Annotated in this window: 12 protein-coding genes; 6 read left to right on the forward strand and 6 right to left on the reverse strand. The window is 57.9% G+C overall.

Going from position 1 to position 15,527, the window contains the following annotated elements; genetic code table 11:
* Positions 1-7: 7 nt before the first annotated feature.
* Positions 8-205 carry a pentapeptide repeat-containing protein gene (locus Poly21_RS28200; protein WP_367302519.1) on the forward strand — a complete coding sequence of 66 codons (198 nt, stop codon included), beginning with the start codon at positions 8-10 and terminating at the stop codon, positions 203-205.
* Positions 206-238: 33 nt separating this feature from the next.
* Here the strand turns inward: Poly21_RS28200 and Poly21_RS03810 are convergent, their stop codons facing one another.
* The 5 genes from Poly21_RS03810 to Poly21_RS03830 all read right to left on the reverse strand — a co-directional run bounded on the left by Poly21_RS03810 (position 239) and on the right by Poly21_RS03830 (position 6,530).
* A complete protein-coding gene (locus Poly21_RS03810) occupies positions 239-1,063 on the reverse strand; it encodes a tetratricopeptide repeat protein (protein ID WP_302117435.1) in 825 nt (274 codons plus the stop codon).
* A gap of 368 nt (positions 1,064-1,431) precedes the next feature.
* A complete protein-coding gene (locus Poly21_RS03815) occupies positions 1,432-2,772 on the reverse strand; it encodes a hypothetical protein (RefSeq protein ID WP_146405656.1) in 1,341 nt (446 codons plus the stop codon).
* Between the two features lie 169 nt (positions 2,773-2,941).
* Positions 2,942-3,352: a peptidase associated/transthyretin-like domain-containing protein gene (locus Poly21_RS03820; protein WP_146405657.1), complete on the reverse strand. Its 411-nt coding sequence runs from the start codon at positions 3,350-3,352 to the stop codon at positions 2,942-2,944.
* Complete coding sequence (locus Poly21_RS03825) at positions 3,349-4,398, reverse strand: DUF1559 domain-containing protein (RefSeq protein ID WP_302117436.1); 1,050 nt, start codon at positions 4,396-4,398, stop codon at positions 3,349-3,351. Before Poly21_RS03825 ends, Poly21_RS03820 begins: the two co-directional genes overlap by 4 nt.
* Before the next feature lie 1,097 nt (positions 4,399-5,495).
* A complete protein-coding gene (locus Poly21_RS03830; RefSeq protein WP_146405658.1) occupies positions 5,496-6,530 on the reverse strand; it encodes a DUF1573 domain-containing protein in 1,035 nt (344 codons plus the stop codon).
* 329 nt (positions 6,531-6,859) lie between these two features.
* On the opposite strand from Poly21_RS03830, the gene Poly21_RS03835 reads away from it, so the two are divergent.
* Positions 6,860-8,107, forward strand: coding sequence for an endonuclease/exonuclease/phosphatase family protein (locus Poly21_RS03835; protein ID WP_146405659.1), 1,248 nt, complete (start codon positions 6,860-6,862; stop codon positions 8,105-8,107).
* Between the two features lie 444 nt (positions 8,108-8,551).
* Here the strand turns inward: Poly21_RS03835 and Poly21_RS03840 are convergent, their stop codons facing one another.
* Complete coding sequence (locus Poly21_RS03840) at positions 8,552-11,482, reverse strand: hypothetical protein (protein ID WP_146406836.1); 2,931 nt, start codon at positions 11,480-11,482, stop codon at positions 8,552-8,554.
* 350 nt (positions 11,483-11,832) lie between these two features.
* On the opposite strand from Poly21_RS03840, the gene Poly21_RS03845 reads away from it, so the two are divergent.
* From Poly21_RS03845 to Poly21_RS03860, 4 genes are all read left to right on the forward strand, one after another.
* The gene (locus tag Poly21_RS03845; protein ID WP_146405660.1) at positions 11,833-12,123 is read left to right on the forward strand and encodes a transcriptional regulator; all 291 of its coding nucleotides are present in this window, start codon (positions 11,833-11,835) and stop codon (positions 12,121-12,123) included.
* Positions 12,124-12,598: 475 nt separating this feature from the next.
* The gene (locus tag Poly21_RS03850; protein WP_146405661.1) at positions 12,599-13,987 is read left to right on the forward strand and encodes a M48 family metalloprotease; all 1,389 of its coding nucleotides are present in this window, start codon (positions 12,599-12,601) and stop codon (positions 13,985-13,987) included.
* Between the two features lie 54 nt (positions 13,988-14,041).
* Complete coding sequence (gene tpx / locus Poly21_RS03855) at positions 14,042-14,560, forward strand: thiol peroxidase (RefSeq protein ID WP_146405662.1); 519 nt, start codon at positions 14,042-14,044, stop codon at positions 14,558-14,560.
* Positions 14,560-15,525, forward strand: coding sequence for a phosphatidate cytidylyltransferase (locus Poly21_RS03860; protein ID WP_146405663.1), 966 nt, complete (start codon positions 14,560-14,562; stop codon positions 15,523-15,525). Before tpx ends, Poly21_RS03860 begins: the two co-directional genes overlap by 1 nt.
* Positions 15,526-15,527 lie beyond the last annotated feature (2 nt).

Here is a 15,527-nt window from a genome sequence, read left to right on the forward strand (position 1 = left end):
GCGTTGCGTGCATGGCGCTCGGTTGTACGGCGCTCGGTTGTACGGCGCTCGGTTGTACGGCGCTCGGTTGTACGGCGCTCAGTTGCACGGCGCTCAGTTGCACGTGGTCGCGGTGGCATCGACCGTCGAGCAGCGTGATTGCAGTTCCTCAAGAAGAATACGAGCGTCGCCACGAGGGTCGTCACGGCGAAACCGGAACCGATAATGGCGGCGTGCAACAGAATCAATGGAGCTAAATTCATCGCAAATCTCCGCGTGCGGGGATCGCCGGAGCGGGCGACTGCTCCTCTCGGATGCGTGTGGCCTTGTCATCGCACTCGTCGGCCAGGCCGAAGAACCCGCGGCGTTCGAGCAGGGCACTGATGCGTGACAAGCAGCTCGCACAGGTCACTCGCTCGACATCGTCTTCAGTGAACGTTCCGAGGGCGAAGATGGCCTCGTCATCACGGTTGAGCTGGATCAGCAGCGATACTAAACCGATGCGGTAATGTAAATTTCCAGGGTCGAGCTGGACGGCGCGCTGTGTCAAGGCTTCGGTCAAGTACAGTGGTTGCCCCGCACGAGCTGAGTAGAATCCCATGTCGTAGAACGCTTGGGCGTGCGAGTCATCTTTCTCGGTGACCCATTCGCAGACTTGCATCGCGAGTTGGGGGGAATCGATCGCTTCGAGCCCCGCCGCGATTTGCAGCATCAACTCAGCGGGCAGCGCCCGGCGGATTGCCAACTGCAAATACAGGTCACGAGCAAGATCGATTCGCATCAACTCGGCATAGCAGGAGGCCAAGACAATTCGAGTTTCGTCCGAGATCGGCGAAACCAGACTCGCCTTCTCGATGGCGTCGGCTGCGTCGAGCGGCTGACCGAAATCGTGCAGCGCCAGACCGAGGAGTTCCCACCAAGGTCCCTGGTGGTTTTCTGGCAAACCATCGGCGGCGGGTCGCTCCACCACCTTGCTCGCCATCGCGATAACCTCGGCAAGTCGTCCCGCTTGGTAGCGGGCTCGAGCGACTCGCAGGCCCTCGTCAGTGCTCAGTTGATCGAGTTGAGATTCCATCTCCGTCATTGCAAACCACCTTTGTAGGAAAGGCAGTCCGGACCACATCTGGCCAGGACCGCGCGTCAAGAAGCCCAGCACATCACCTTGATGAGCGGGGGCAACCTGGGCGTGGCTGGCTGGCCGACCGCGGCCGCCCGGTGAGGCGGCTCACGATCACGCTAGCTTGCTGCGTCGCCAGCAATTGCTAATGAGAACTACTCTCAACAGTATCGTTCCGCTCATCCGGTGTCAACCGTTTAGGGAAAGAATTTTGCACCGCGTTGCGGCGGATCCTGTGAGATGAGAAAATGCCCCACCGCGACGGCGTTGTCAGTCAGGTTGGTCGGACCGTTGGTTGACAACACCGCACGCGGTGGGACGAAGACTGGTGGGGCCTATTCGCCGATCGCTTCTAGGCGAGCGGGGGTGCCCCCGACCGAGAATGTCGCAACCACACTGAAGTCGACCGTTGATATCAACGTGATCGTGCCGTCGCCTGGATTGCTGACCAGGAGATGTCGCTTCGTCGGCAATAGAGCGGCTTCGTGATGTCCGGAATGTCCCTCAATCTGACTACGCCCAACGGCAACTTCACTGTGAATCTTGGAATCGCTCCAATCTCCATCCTTATTGGCATCGACGTCGACGACCAGCAGCATGTCATCTTCGGGTTGCTCGGCATGTTCGCGAAACATCATGACCCAGGACTTGCCACCACGCGTCTTGATAGCGAAGGGTGTTGTCAATGACTCTCCGGCAGATAGCTCAATCGCCATGGACTCCACGCTGGGGGATTGGCTCGATGCGTCAATCCAACACAACTTGGCGTGCTCACCTTTACCAGCGGTGAACAGCACGCGATTGTCGAGGTTGGCGAACGCTCCTGTTCGAAGGGGCTGGTCGTGCTCGTCGGTGCCCAGGGATAGGTAATGCACGTCCACCGATTCCGGGTCATCGTCGCACTCGAGATCAGCGTCGACCCAGCAAACACCATCCGCTGGCGCGAAATACACGCGGCCTGAATTCGCGGTCGCACCGTGCAGCACGCCGGTGGGGCAATGGATGGCATAGGACGTCTCATTTGGGGTTCCAAGCTTAACGACGTCGACTCGACCGCTATCCTCACCCTCACGAGCGATCCAAGTGGCATAGGCGACCTGGTCATCGACGACGGCGAGCGTGATATGACTATTCCCGCCAGCATAAAATCTTGCAGCGTCCTCGGCTGTCTTCGCAGCACGAAGCTGCGCAGTAGTCGTGGTCGTGAAGCCATTCTTGCTGTCATTCGCCAGGACGAAAGTTTCGCCGTACATATAAACGTGTGCGGGGTTGCCCTGGTCGGTGCCAATGAGGGACTTCAATACGCTAGGCGATTTATTCAGTCTCCAGTGGGAGTGATCTCCGTGCGACTCCTCTTCGGCGCCCGAGTCGATCGCGATCCAACCACTGCCAAAATCACCTGCGGCTTGGTCACGAACTCCCAGCAAAATGACGCCGGCGTCCGAGTGCATTTGCACGAGCGACTGCTCCGTCACGTCAAGGGCGGGGAAACCTGGTATCGACTCTGGCTCGATGGACCAACCATCAGAGAGTCGCTTTAAGTCGCCATAGCGCACGGCGGCCGTGGAGTCGTCTTGCCAGAATACTCGAGTGACCGTGCGGCCTTGAGCGAAGCCCACCGTCGCCTGCAGCAAAACCATGCCGCAGGCTGCAGCGAGTGTAAAAAACATTTTCATGGAGGATTCTCTTAACTAGAAATTTCAGTGTTATTGTTAGAGGGAGTCTGGACGGGCAATTCACCGCCAGAGGGGAGTCAGTGCACTTAGTCGTGCCACCGTCGACGATCGGCGTACTGCTAAAAACTCAATTCGGCGTACTGCTAAAAACTCAATGTTGAGGAATGCGCTACCTTCGTCTGCTAGGCGTGAGCGCGCTGACTGCGCCGCGCGGAAGTTCAATCGTCTGTAGTTCGCTATCGGTGAGTGGTTGAAGGCGGAGCCGACTCTTGGCAGCCTGAGCGTACTTGGGATCAAGAATCCACCCGCCGTCGCCGAGCGATTGCAACGAAACGAGGTACTCGCTGGGTTCAGGCAGCGGCATGTTTTGAAAATACGCCCGACCATCGGACGCTGACACAGCTTGCGCCAAAGCGGGGCCTGTTTCCGTCGCGTGCAATGTCACTTGCACGTCCGCGAGTGGTTGGGATTCGTACGTCACCATTACGCTCGGGCCGCTCACGACCGACGTGGGTGATTCACCACAACCTGCGAAAACGACATTCAAGAGCATGCACAGATAGACAGAATGCTTCATCATGGCACCTCCACGACTTCGCGACCGTCCCGAGAGAATAAGGCGTGGTAAACATCGCGATCGACGGAATCGGTGAGAAAGTGAACGCTGCCATCGAGCATCGCGTGCATGCTGCCACCCGTGTGATAAGACCGGGATGAATAGAAACCTCGGCCGTGAATACCGATATCAGGAATGCGATTATTCGGCGTCATGTATCCGTTGATCACGGTTGCGTAGGGGACGCCTCGAATCCAAGAACTGCCGCGCGTACCACTGTATGACGAGATTTCCGCAGGGAAGACGCTGGCCAAGTCAGGGTTTTCGATGAGCGATCCGCCCACAGCAAAGCCAGGCTGAGACGAGCCGACCGAACTGGTTCCGCTCCAATTGGCGATGCGACGATGCGGTCCATTGGGGGTTGGCTGCGTCATGCCACTGGTTTGGTCGCCGAGCACGGTTTCGGCGAGCAGTACTGTCGAGGAGGTGCCGTCGAGGCAATCTCGAAATCCCGCCCACGAGTCCGTCCACACCATGCCGTCGGTGCGATAGCGATCATCGTAGTGGGTTCCCGTGCCGCTACCGTAGCTAAACATGTAGCTCAATCCGGCTGTCACGCCAGCAGTACCATCGGCGAAGTCGGTCGCGAACCGGGGATCTCCGACGTCACTGGGGCAAAGATAGGTCGGCACGACGGTCTCAATCGACGTGCGCAAGACCGGATTGAAACTCGCCATCCAGGCAGGTCCAGTGAGCAGCGGTTGCTCAAAATCAATCAGGTCGCTGAGGGCAGCCTGCTCGATGTAAGGAAGCACTCGCGCCTGCACTGAAAAGCTGCTGGAGCCGGTCATCGCGGGGATGACCTTGAACGAGCTCTCGTAATTGTGAACGGCGAGCGCAACCTGTTTCAGATTGTTGCTGCAGGACATTCGCCTGGCGGCTTCACGAGCTGATTGCACCGCAGGCAGAAGCAGGCCTACGAGAACGCCAATAATCGCGATCACGACCAGCAGTTCGACGAGCGTGAAGCCTGGTCGTCGCCTGGCGCGGGTACGCATTTGATGATTCATTTTGATGTCTTCTGTGATAGTTTGAAATGTTTTGAAGTTTATGTGTTGGCAATTGGGCACGCCGCCAGCCAAAACCCTGGTATGGGGATGCTGCAATGGCGTGTGGAACCATGGTGCACTTAGCGATCAACCGCAGTCCAACGAGGCGTGCACGTGACGTGCACTGCTGACAATGCATCCCGTGTTGTTGCGCACCACCGCACGTGCCTTACTGACCGAGGGCGTGCGATATCGAGGCGTGCGATAGAACAGGCGGAGAACCGCGAGCGTGGAGGCCTGGAAGCGACAAGAACCTGCGCGGACAGAACTCATGACGAGTACCACTGCGACGATTCTCTGCCACTGCATCCCTTGACAGGCTGTTGATATCGTGTGCCGCGAGGCATCCTCGCTCTGGCTGCCACCGCATTCCGATGCCACATGGCACTCGGCTCACCGACGCTACACCGAAGTCGAGTAGATCAACTGCCCGTGAATGAGATCCGCTACACGCGCGGCGCGGAGGTAGGCGGCCCGCGAGGGGCGGCCACTAGCTCAAACGCTGTGAAATGGAGCGACTGCGGCGATTGATCCGCTCGCTCCTGACACGCGGTACACACTACCGCGACATGAAAATCCCAAGTCGCTCCGCAGGGACTGCTTAGCGACAAGCATATCGAACAGGAGCTTTCATCATGTCCGCTATGGGGGTGCTCATGGTGAGTGGCATCATCATGAGAATGCGCCGGCTTACTGGTGGCTGGCGAATGATGATGGTGGCAACCGTGGCTACAAGCTGACGCCGACGTTACCTCTGCTAACGACGCTAACGAGCTTTCACTGCAATGCTCGCCATCACATGTCGCTACGTGTAACCACGCAGGAATGTGCCCCACAGCGATAAAGCTGCAAACGAGGGCGACGTAGAAAGGTCGGATCAGCGAGCGCACAGGGGCATTCGTTTAGAGAGATTAAGGAGTTTGAAGTGGTCCGACCAAGGACTTCTTACCGCATGTACGATAGCGCCATCGCAAGAGTTCGTCAAGTTGTGTGTGACACCCAATCTCAAAAAAAGCAGGGCGGCTAATTCCAGCGCGACCCTCGTTTCCAGCGCGACCCTAATTCGCCGTCGCGACGTGTTCGCCCTGCACATCCGCTGTCAGAATCGCCTTCGCCGTCATCGCTTCGTCGCCATTAGTGGTAATCACCAGCGATGCTCGCTGAGGTCCCTGGGCGGTGTTGGGTTTCAGTTTCAAATTGACAATATGTACCTTCTTTTCATCGCTCGTGTTTTCGAACTGCACGTCCCAGCCGGCGCATTCAATTGACTTAATCGCGAACGGTTCCCGCCCCTTGAGCACCAGCCTTTGCGAAACCTCTTGTCCCGAGCGGAGGCTGCCTAAAGCGATTGATTGCGGTGAGACCGTCAACGCTGTCACCACATTGCCGGATACTTGCAGCGGAATGCGGGGCATGCTGCGATCGTTAGTCTGCACGATCACTTCATCCTGGAAGAACCCTTCGGGAGCATCCTCACGCACCTGCACGGTCAGTTCATAAGTGGCTTTACCGGCACCACGCTCGAGCTGTTGGAAGGTTGGAATCAACCAAGGTTGATTGGCTCGGACATCAACAACCTGCCAATCGCTGCGGCCAGCGTAAAACACTTTCGTGCTACCGGATTCCGCTTCTCCCTGTTGCACTGTGCCGAACTCGACACTTCCAGGGTGGAAAACCATGTCACTCCGAATGTAGCCGTTAACTTTCAGCAACACTTCCGTGTAGACCGGTTTGTCGATCACCACGGTAAGTGTGGCACCCTTCTTACCACGAAATGTTGGCGTATTGAATCTCGCGAGCAACGAGCCTTGGCCGCCGGCGGGAATGTAGTTCGACGACAGCGTCGGCGTCGTGCATCCACAACTCGTCCGGACCTCACGGATGTGCATCTCGCTGCCGGTGGTGTTGACGATGGGAAAGGAAAACTCGGTTTTAGACGCGACCGCAACCGTACCGAAATCGTGAGTCTTGACCGGAAACGCTTTGTCCGTCCAGTCGGCGCGGGCTGGTATCGACGAGAACGCGAACACTGTCGCGACAGCCGTACTAGCAATCGGTCCTGCGCCAAACAACGACTTCGAAATACGAGACATCACAGGTCTCCTCCGGGAGACTGGGTAGAACGGGTAGCGGGGGATGACGCTGGTCTTTCTTGCCCCAGCGTGCAAATCAATCGTACCGCCGCTTTTGGAGGAGGCAAGTCAGACCGCCACGAATTATGCAAATCTCGTAGGTTCTGTTGCTTTCCCAACCGGCTAAGTCTGACAAGCGCGATTTTATGGGCGTGCCATACTCCAGTCGCCTTCTCTACCCGCCCCCCCAGGCTGGATTGATCTTGCAAGTCCAGCTCTTGATTGGCTAGTCGTTTCTCTCACGTGGACCGCTGTTTCCGTTGATATTGCAGGGGCTGGTCTGATTCTGGATGGATCAACTCACGCCGCATTGCCAAGCTCATCGATTGGACGATGGGCACCGGCGGCCACCTACCGGCAAGGATGCCAATGTGGTTAAGTGGATCTGGTCGACCCTCATGGGCAAGAAGAGCTCAGGCGGGCGTAAGTCTTCAGGAGTACCGCTCGTACGGTGGTTCACGCCCAGTCTGACGATTTCGGGCGTGGTCATGGCGATAGCCGGCGCGCTGACTGGCCAGGTAAATCTGTCCTCGCTAGAAAAGTTTCGCGGTAGTGAAGAGCCAGTTTACGACGACCCTATTTCCGCATCGGCGAGTGCCTCCGACGCCCCGCTGCAAACAGCAGGTTTCGCTGCTCCCCGCCGCCCCGTCGCGAGTGCACCAGCGAGCTATCTCCCGCAGCAGAGCATGGTTCCTGCGGCGCCTCGTGACTCGCAGGGAAAATCTCAAACCGCCGTCCGATTGGCGAGTTTCAATATCCAGGTGTTTGGCGAGAGCAAGTCGAGCAAGCCCGATGTGATGCATCAACTAGCCGTCATTCTGATGCAGTTCGATGTGATCGCCGTGCAAGAGGTTCGGGGGGATCCCGCAGTGCCGATTGAAGGTCTGTTGCGTGAGATCTCCCGTTTGGGTGGCCGATATCGAGCCATCCATGGTCCGCCAGTGGGCCGAACTTCCCAGAAAGAGTGCTACAGCTATTTTTGGGATCAAGATCGTATCGACATGATCGAGCACTCCGAGTTTCTGGTTGACGATCGCGATGATCGCATGCACCGAGAGCCATTCGTTTGTAGCTTCCAAACACGGGTCGCACCGGTCGACTCACGGTTACCATTTCGGTTCACCATGATCAATGTGCATACCGATCCGGACGAGGTGCGTGGCGACACCCCCGACAATGAGCTGAACGTGCTCGACGACGTCTTCCAAAGTGTGCGTAATTATGAATACCAGACCCACGGCGAAGACGATTTTATCTTGCTCGGTGACCTCAATGTCGACGTCGACGGCCTACGCGAGCTCGGCCAGATTCCTGGGATGGTTTCGCTGATTGGTAACGTCCCGACCAACACTCGCCAGAACAAATGTTACGATCACATGCTGATTGACGCTCGGGTGACGACGGAATTCCTGCGCCGCAGCGGCGTCCTCAACTTGGAACGATTCTTTGGGATCGATCAAGCATCGGCATTGAAAATCAGCGATCACTATCCTGTGTGGGCGGAGTTCAGTGTTTACGAGGCACCGCGAAACTGGTGAGGAACTGCCCAGCGCGCGCGAAGAGCAGTCTCTTCGTCTAGCTCGCAGAGACGCAGGATCGCCCCTCAGATGCCAGTGCCCTCGCCAAGCCGCAGCGTCCTCGCCAAGCCGCAGTCTCCTCGCCGCCAGCCGACAGGCCGAAGTGTATGCATGGTCCACGCAGGACTTCAGCCCTGCCGCGTACGCGCCTTGGCTAGCACAGCCCACACTGTTTGAGCTTGTGCTGCTTTGTCCCAGGCAGCTGGCAATATCTGTCGCTGCCGCGATCCTAAAACCATCCGCGCACATTTCCATCCGATGAGTTTCGTTTCATCACTCGTGCGGTGCGTGAGTCGAATGCGTGCTTCGTCACTGCGATCTTGACGCTCGATCTTTAGCGTGACTCCCGATGCAGTTCGAACTGCAATCAGGTTAGCGCGATTTACTCCCTCGGCAGCTGTCAAATTACGGATCGATTGGTCGCAGGGCTGCTGCCGGATTGGCGACAGATTCCCAGGTGCGCACTTGGATTTCGTCGATCACAGCTTCGCCGCCGCCAATCACTTCCATCATCACGTGCAGGGCGGTGTTCGGACCGACTTGGCGGAATAGAGTCACGGGCGTCCATTGGGGCTGGTCATTGACCAGAATCCCCAGCTCTTGGCTGCCCACCGAGTCGTATATGAGCAGTCCCTGATGGGGCCCTGAGAAGCCGAGGGTGCGAACCATCACGTCGATACGTACGACGGCTGATTCTTGCATGCGAACGGCGGGGCTCTGGATCATCAGACAGGTGCCTTCGTACCCTCCCGGCAACGGGTCGCTGCCACGGGGTGTGACCCGCATTCGCAGCGCGCCTTTTCCGGCGAAGGCACCGCGTTCGATCTGGGTCGCTTCCACGTCCGCCCAACGAACATGTCTGCGACCGAGCGACCATCCTTCACGCTCCAGCACATCGTCACCTGAGAGCATGGGCCCGCGTTCAAAGTTTCCGCCCGCGAGACGATTGACTCCCCAGCGGGACTGCGTGCCTGTCTGATTGACAAACGAGGGGGCGACCGTCGCCAAAGCGTTCACGGATGTCTTTAACAGCGGAGTCCACGCGACCTGAGTTTCAATATCTCCTGCGATCAGTGGCGGGCTGCTGACGTGGCGTCCGAACCCTGTTTCCAGGTCCCCCATCGTGGAATCTGTCGGCGTCTCTCCGAGATGGATTCCCGCCAGCAATGCGTTGGTGAGCATCCAATTGCTTTTCGCGCCCCACGCGTCGGCGCGGCGTGACATTCGCAGCGATGACTCGGGTTGGCCGCTACGGACCAATCTCTCCGCGTTTTCCAGCGAGGTCCTCGCGACTTGTAATAAATCGGTAGGTGAGGGTCGCGAGACGACCCGCGCCGCGACGGCACCGTTCCAATTGAATTCCGTTTGGCGAAGTGCCTCGGAAGCCAATTGCCAGCGGTCGAGAGCAGCCTGCCTCGCAAACCGTTTTGCCGAACTCGCGATCCGTCCGGCTTCGGCAATTTCGTCGCTGATTGCGATCACCTCGACGACATCGGGGGAAACAATGCTTAACTTCGTCCCTGCTGTACTCGTGTCGGGCGACAGTCGCTCTGCAGAAAAATCGGTCAACCGCCAAATTAATTTGCCTTCATCGGCGGGAGGTAAACGAATTTCAATTGTTTTGCCGTCTCCCGCCATGGCAGCGTCTCCGCGGCCCATCGCGGAGGTCATGACGAGCAATGTCGTCGGTCCGGCATGCAAGCGATGAGCGACGTATAGCGGTAGGCCGGTTTTCGCGTCATGAATCAGCTCGCAGGTACGCGAGGCTTCCGCGCCACTGACCCATGGCTCGAAGGCGGCGATAAATCGGTTAACGAACGAGAGCGACATGGCGCGACTCTGCTGCAGCGGTGTGCCCGAGGAGAGCGGAACCTGAGATCGAATCAGGATCGCGTCGGGGCGGTCACCGAGGGCATCGGCAACTTGACGCCACATCCCATGCCACTGGAAGTAACTCGCATCTGGGGTTCCGATCCTGGCGGCAATCGCGTTGCCCTGCAGTGATGCAGCATGGTTGGCTGCCCCTGAGATGCCAATCGCCATCGGCTTGTTCGAGCAGCGCGTGATTTTGTCCTGCCGCAGCGACTTTGCCGACACGCTGGAAACATTGCGAACCCGGGGAGGCGCGTCGAGCACCACACCGTCGAGCATTGCTGAGTAAGTGCGAAACATCTCGACAGGGCTGCCAATCAGCGGACGCTGCCATCGTGCAGGCAGACTGCGAAGTCGTGTGGTGGTGTCGGTGTGAGCATCGACATGATCTGAGTCCATCGCTTCGTAGCCGCCCACAATCCATCCTGAGACCGGTTCGAGCAGCGGCGCCAAGCTCTCATCAGGCGACGAAGGCGGGGGGGCATAGATCTTCATGCGCGCCGCAATCGCTTCTGACAAGATGGACGAGGTGGGCGGTTTGGATAGCCACACCGCATCAAATCCAAGAGAGTGCACCCAGGCGAGCGGTTCACCATTGTGCTGAAGTATTCGTGTGACGCGATTGCTCGGGAATGGGGAGCCTACGCTCGGGCGGTCGGCGAATTGCGATTCCAGCGTTTGGCGGCGCGCATCGTGGCCTCGGGACTCCAGGATTGAGTTTCCGTCAGCAGACCGTCCCGCACCGATACCCGGTAACACGGCATTCTCATCGACGAGCGGCACCATGGCGTCGATGCGCAGCGAATCGAGCCGCAGGGTGTGATTGCCCGGGCCACCATAGGCATTCAGCACCACCGCATCGACATAGGGCGACGAGACGTCAGCTGCGGCACCAAATTCGTTTCGCAACGAGACGCGTTTTAGTTTCAGGCTCCGCTCAATGTCGCTCACGCCCAGTGACTGAAATTCGCCGATCCGCTCATAGGACGAGCCATAGACATACAATGCCGCAGGGCGTTTTGTCTCTGGATCGAGTAGGTAGGGGAAACGAATTCGGAATCCAATGCGGATGCCGCGAGCGAGTCCCTTCACCGAAATCGTCGCGGCGAGGGCATCGATGGGGCGTAGCGGTTCGATCGGATAGACCAACACCGCTTTGGTGCCATGCCCAGTTAGCAGCGTGATTGTTTCGCAGCGTCCACCGTCGGCACCCGAATCGCTCGCGTGTCCCTGCTCGCTGACACGTGCGTCGCAATCGTTCTCGTCTAGAGACCAGCGAGGAGGGTAGGCATCGAGTGGATCAGTTAACTGTCCCAGCGCGGGGCTCAAAAAAATAAAAACCGAGGCAGCAGCGACGAGCAGGCCAAGCGGCTGACTGCAGCGGCGCCCCTGTCTCGACTGAACAGTTTTCCTACCCGGTACAGCCATGTCGGCAAAGTCCGCCAAATGCTTAGACAGAGTCATTGAACGTTGACCGCGGCCCACGCGGGCGAAACAATCCACTCGCACCAGGATCAACCGAGCGATTGTTTTCGCACCGACGATCAATTTCCAATTAAAATAATACGCAAGTCGATCTGGTACCAAGTTTCATGGGTCTCCGTCCATAGGGATTCGCTGTTGTCGTGAGACCGCAGCGATTCAACGGTCCCGCGGGGCTGGCGTCTAACGCGTTAGACGACAACAACTTAAGACAGAGATGAGATGTGCAGCATTGAAGCGGCACTCGAAAATGCGATGGAAAGCTAGCGTCCGGATCAACATGACTACCGCCGAGAAATCGGCGTTTACTTTCCAACAGAAAGAACTGACCAATGACCAAGATTGCTGCCACTCAGAGGAAGCTCAGTGATGAAACGCCACTGGAGTTACAGGAAATGGCTGCCGCGATTGCGTCTCTCCCCCCTCAATATCGTGACGCTGTCGCTCCGGCGCTGGCCCGCGTGGTCGAATGCAGCACCCGTCGTCGGCGGATTTTGAACCTGGTCCAAGAGGCACTTTCGCAACTGCGACTTGATATGAAGTATTTAATTTTCGATCTCGAGGCGACCAGGCGTGAACGCGATCACTACAAAGAATCGCTCGAACGAGATGACAGGCGCTAGGCCTCGATCACACCTTCGTAGCGCGGGATGACATGCTTGGGAGCCGAGCTTTCAAGGTCTGCGGACAGGCTCGGTCCCACTTAGCTCATGCGGCCCATGGTCAGGGACTCTCCATTCGCGGTTCGCTGTTTCGCAACGGCATCAGAGCATCAGGGGCCGAGCTGCATTGAGGTTCTACCCTGAACGAGCCGAAGCCAGAATGATGTCGACCGCGTTGCCAGCCGGCGATTCTATCGACATCAGAAGTGTCATGACGACTGGCGGCGAGGGGGCGGTTTGCACCGTCGAGCACGCTTCCAATTTTGGGATAGTCGCTATGTGACCCTAATAGATGATACGTGACTCTAGTAGATGACTGGGCTCGGGCCCAGGATAAGAGACGGGAATCGACTGATAACCTCCGACGAGTGCTCAGGCCACGATTCTCTGATAGCCATCCCGCTGGGGACTCCAGCAGGCCTCGCGAAAGATATTTGTGACACTTTACACTTTTCTGCTCGTCTTCATCTCGCTCATGAGCGGAGCCGTGAACTCACAGGCGGTTCCGTCCTCACGTGCCGTACTGGCGAGTTGCCTGTTGGTAGGTGGTTGGGTGCTGCTGGCTCATGCGGTCGCATTTTGGCTGGCACGACGAGTTTTGATCCGATCCAAGTCGGCATCACAGGGTTCCGAGCAGCTACGAGTGGTCATGGAGACGGTGCGTTGGCTCGCCATCCCGATTACCTTGCTCTGTCACTTCGCCTTTTCCCTGCCAACCTGGCTGTCCGCCCAACCATTCTTCGAGCACAGCATGACGCTTCAGGCCGCTGGATTGCTCGCCCCTGGAATGATCGTTTTGCTAGCCACTTGGTCGGCCGAGTACTGGTACACGGCGTTTGTGAACCATCGTCCCCGGATGCTTGCCAGCTACGCAAGCGTATTGATGCACAATCTACGGGGCGGACCGGCGTGGTTGATCGTGCCCACACTTGTGTTTCTCGCTCTTAGCGATGTGGCGGAATTGGTCAAAGACGAGCTGTTGGTGTCGTCGGAATGGCCTGCGTCGTATGCCATGGCGTTAACCTGGGGGCTCATCGCGGGAGGCGGCCTGGTGCTCGCCATTGCCTTTCCATGGCTGGTGCGATGGATTGCGAAGACCGAGCCCCTCAACCTCGAATTCCGATTAGAAATCGAGACCTGGCTCCAACGCTGTGGTATTTCGACGCATCCATTGCTGGGGATGCAGATTGCACGGTGGGATACAAGTCACCGGATGCTCAACGCGATGGTTGCCGGTATTGTTCGTCCTGGACGGCTCCTACTGCTATCGGATCGGTTGCTCGACGAGCTTCCGCGGGGAGGCCGACTCATGGTCGTGATGCATGAACTCGCACACGTGCGGCGTCATCACCTGCTGATTCGGATGGTCGCAATCCTGCCTGCGTGGCTGATCTCGAGCTGGTCGAGTTCGCTGCTAGTTGAAATTGGCCTTCTGAGCCACGCGTGGGCGTTAGGAGTCGGTGGCGCGCTGGGATTGATCACGACGGTGCTCACGCTGGGCGCGGTCAGTCATCTGTCGGAGCTGGATGCTGATGCGACCGCGTGTCGACTTGCGGTAGAGGCGTGCCAGAGCGAAATTGCGACCGATTCGCTGGAAGTGGAGCAGGTCGTCGGGCTGTCTCAGTATCCTGCAGGCGAGCCGATGACGGTAGCGATGGCAGCGGACATGTTGGCGGACGCGTTAATACGCGTGACGGCCGATCATCCGGCTGCTCGCAAATTCAGTTGGTTGCACCCCAGTCTCGAGACCCGCGTGGAGCGATTACGAAGAATTGCCCGCCCGCTTCCCGAGTTCGCCTCGGACAGCCATACTCTGGCTGTCTGAGCGAACGGATCGCTCATCCACGATTTTGATACCTTCCAACGAGAGTGAATTCTGATGAGTCAGAGCGGCGTGATCACATTCAAAGGCAACCCGATGACCCTGGCCGGTAGCGATCTGTCGATCGGTCAAGCGGCACCGGATTTCAAACTTACCTACGCCCATGAAGGCTTGCAGACGCTCACATTGGCAGACCTCAAGGGAAAACCGTCGATCCTGTCAATCGTACCGAGTCTGGACACGCCCACCTGTGCGACGCAGACCAAAACGTTCAACGAGCAGCTCGGCAAACTCGGCGACAAGATCAACGCCGTCACCGTCAGTCGCGATCTGCCCTTCGCTCAGGCGAGATTCTGTGGTGCGGAGAACGTCTCCATGCGAACTGCCAGCGATTACCAAACTCACGAGTTTGGCGAAGCCTACGGTGTTGAAATCGAAGAACTGAAACTGCTCAGTCGCGTCGTGATTCTTCTCGATAGCGACGGCAAAGTGGTTTACAAGCAAATCGTCCCGGAAGTCACACAAGAACCGGATTACGACAAAGCGCTGCAGGCCCTGACTGACCTTGTCGGCTAATGCTAATCGATCGTCTTCGCACAAGTTCGTGCATGATCGCCATCATCGCCGCGATTTTGTACGTCGATGCTCGCTACTCCGTCCCAGGTGCAACGGGATTGTACCTCGTGCCGCTGCTGCTCATCTTTGCCCTCGGTACGGCCTGGGACATTTGTGGTCTGTTACTCCGCGCGGGTTTTCCCATGCATCGCGGTGTCACTCTGCTCGGGACCGCCATGATCAGCGCAGCACCTGCGGTGGTTATGATTTGGAACTTCGCCGCTGCAGTGATGCCGGAGTGGGTAACGCCTTACCCCGAGGACTGCCCGATCGGTTTGATGGGCTGGACCACGATCGCGGGTGTCGTCGCGATGAACTTATGCTTCCTCGACGAGATCAAAGACTATAGCGTTGCCTCGGATCCGTTGGGTGTGCTTCGCCGACTCTGTGCGAGCCTGTTCATTGCGGTCTACGTAGGCCTGCCGATGAGTCTGCTGCTCGTCCTCCGGACGCTGGGTGATGATATCGTGGTGAATTCGAACGCCCCGGACGCGTTCGGCAATTGGGGATTGGCTGCGGTTTTGACGATGATCGCTACCACGAAGAGCACTGATATTGGTGCTTACTTTACGGGCAAAGCGATGGGGCGCCGAAAACTGATTCCGCGGCTCAGCCCTGGAAAAACTGTCGAGGGGTCCGTGGGCGGGTTGGTGCTCGCGACCGTGGTGGCAGGAGCCTGCCTCGCCTATTTATTTCCCGCGCTCAGCCCCCACAATGCCCCGCCGTTGGCATTGGCGTTGCTTCTCGGCCCCCTGTTGGGGATTTGCGGCATGGTGGGTGATCTCGCTCAGTCGTTGGTCAAACGAGCTTGCGGTGCGAAAGACTCTGGAAGTTTACTGCCGGGGATGGGGGGCGTTTGGGATGTAACAGATAGCCTGATTTTCGCGTCTTTGCCGGCTTTCCTATGTTTCGCGGCGGTGGCATGACG

Origin of the sequence: Allorhodopirellula heiligendammensis, assembly GCF_007860105.1 — a bacterium.
Taxonomy (GTDB): domain Bacteria; phylum Planctomycetota; class Planctomycetia; order Pirellulales; family Pirellulaceae; genus Rhodopirellula; species Rhodopirellula heiligendammensis.

What these genes read in the sequence shown, in the direction of transcription:
- Poly21_RS03810 (WP_302117435.1), bottom strand. Translation starts at nt 1,063, where the DNA reads ATGACGGAGATGGAATCTCAACTCGATCAACTGAGCACTGACGAGGGC.
- Poly21_RS03815 (WP_146405656.1), bottom strand. Translation starts at nt 2,772, where the DNA reads ATGAAAATGTTTTTTACACTCGCTGCAGCCTGCGGCATGGTTTTGCTG.
- Poly21_RS03820 (WP_146405657.1), bottom strand. Translation starts at nt 3,352, where the DNA reads ATGATGAAGCATTCTGTCTATCTGTGCATGCTCTTGAATGTCGTTTTC.
- Poly21_RS03825 (WP_302117436.1), bottom strand. Translation starts at nt 4,398, where the DNA reads ATGAATCATCAAATGCGTACCCGCGCCAGGCGACGACCAGGCTTCACG.
- Poly21_RS03830 (WP_146405658.1), bottom strand. Translation starts at nt 6,530, where the DNA reads ATGTCTCGTATTTCGAAGTCGTTGTTTGGCGCAGGACCGATTGCTAGT.
- Poly21_RS03835 (WP_146405659.1), top strand. Translation starts at nt 6,860, where the DNA reads ATGGATCAACTCACGCCGCATTGCCAAGCTCATCGATTGGACGATGGG.
- Poly21_RS03840 (WP_146406836.1), bottom strand. Translation starts at nt 11,482, where the DNA reads ATGACTCTGTCTAAGCATTTGGCGGACTTTGCCGACATGGCTGTACCG.
- Poly21_RS03845 (WP_146405660.1), top strand. Translation starts at nt 11,833, where the DNA reads ATGACCAAGATTGCTGCCACTCAGAGGAAGCTCAGTGATGAAACGCCA.
- tpx (WP_146405662.1), top strand. Translation starts at nt 14,042, where the DNA reads ATGAGTCAGAGCGGCGTGATCACATTCAAAGGCAACCCGATGACCCTG.
- Poly21_RS03860 (WP_146405663.1), top strand. Translation starts at nt 14,560, where the DNA reads ATGCTAATCGATCGTCTTCGCACAAGTTCGTGCATGATCGCCATCATC.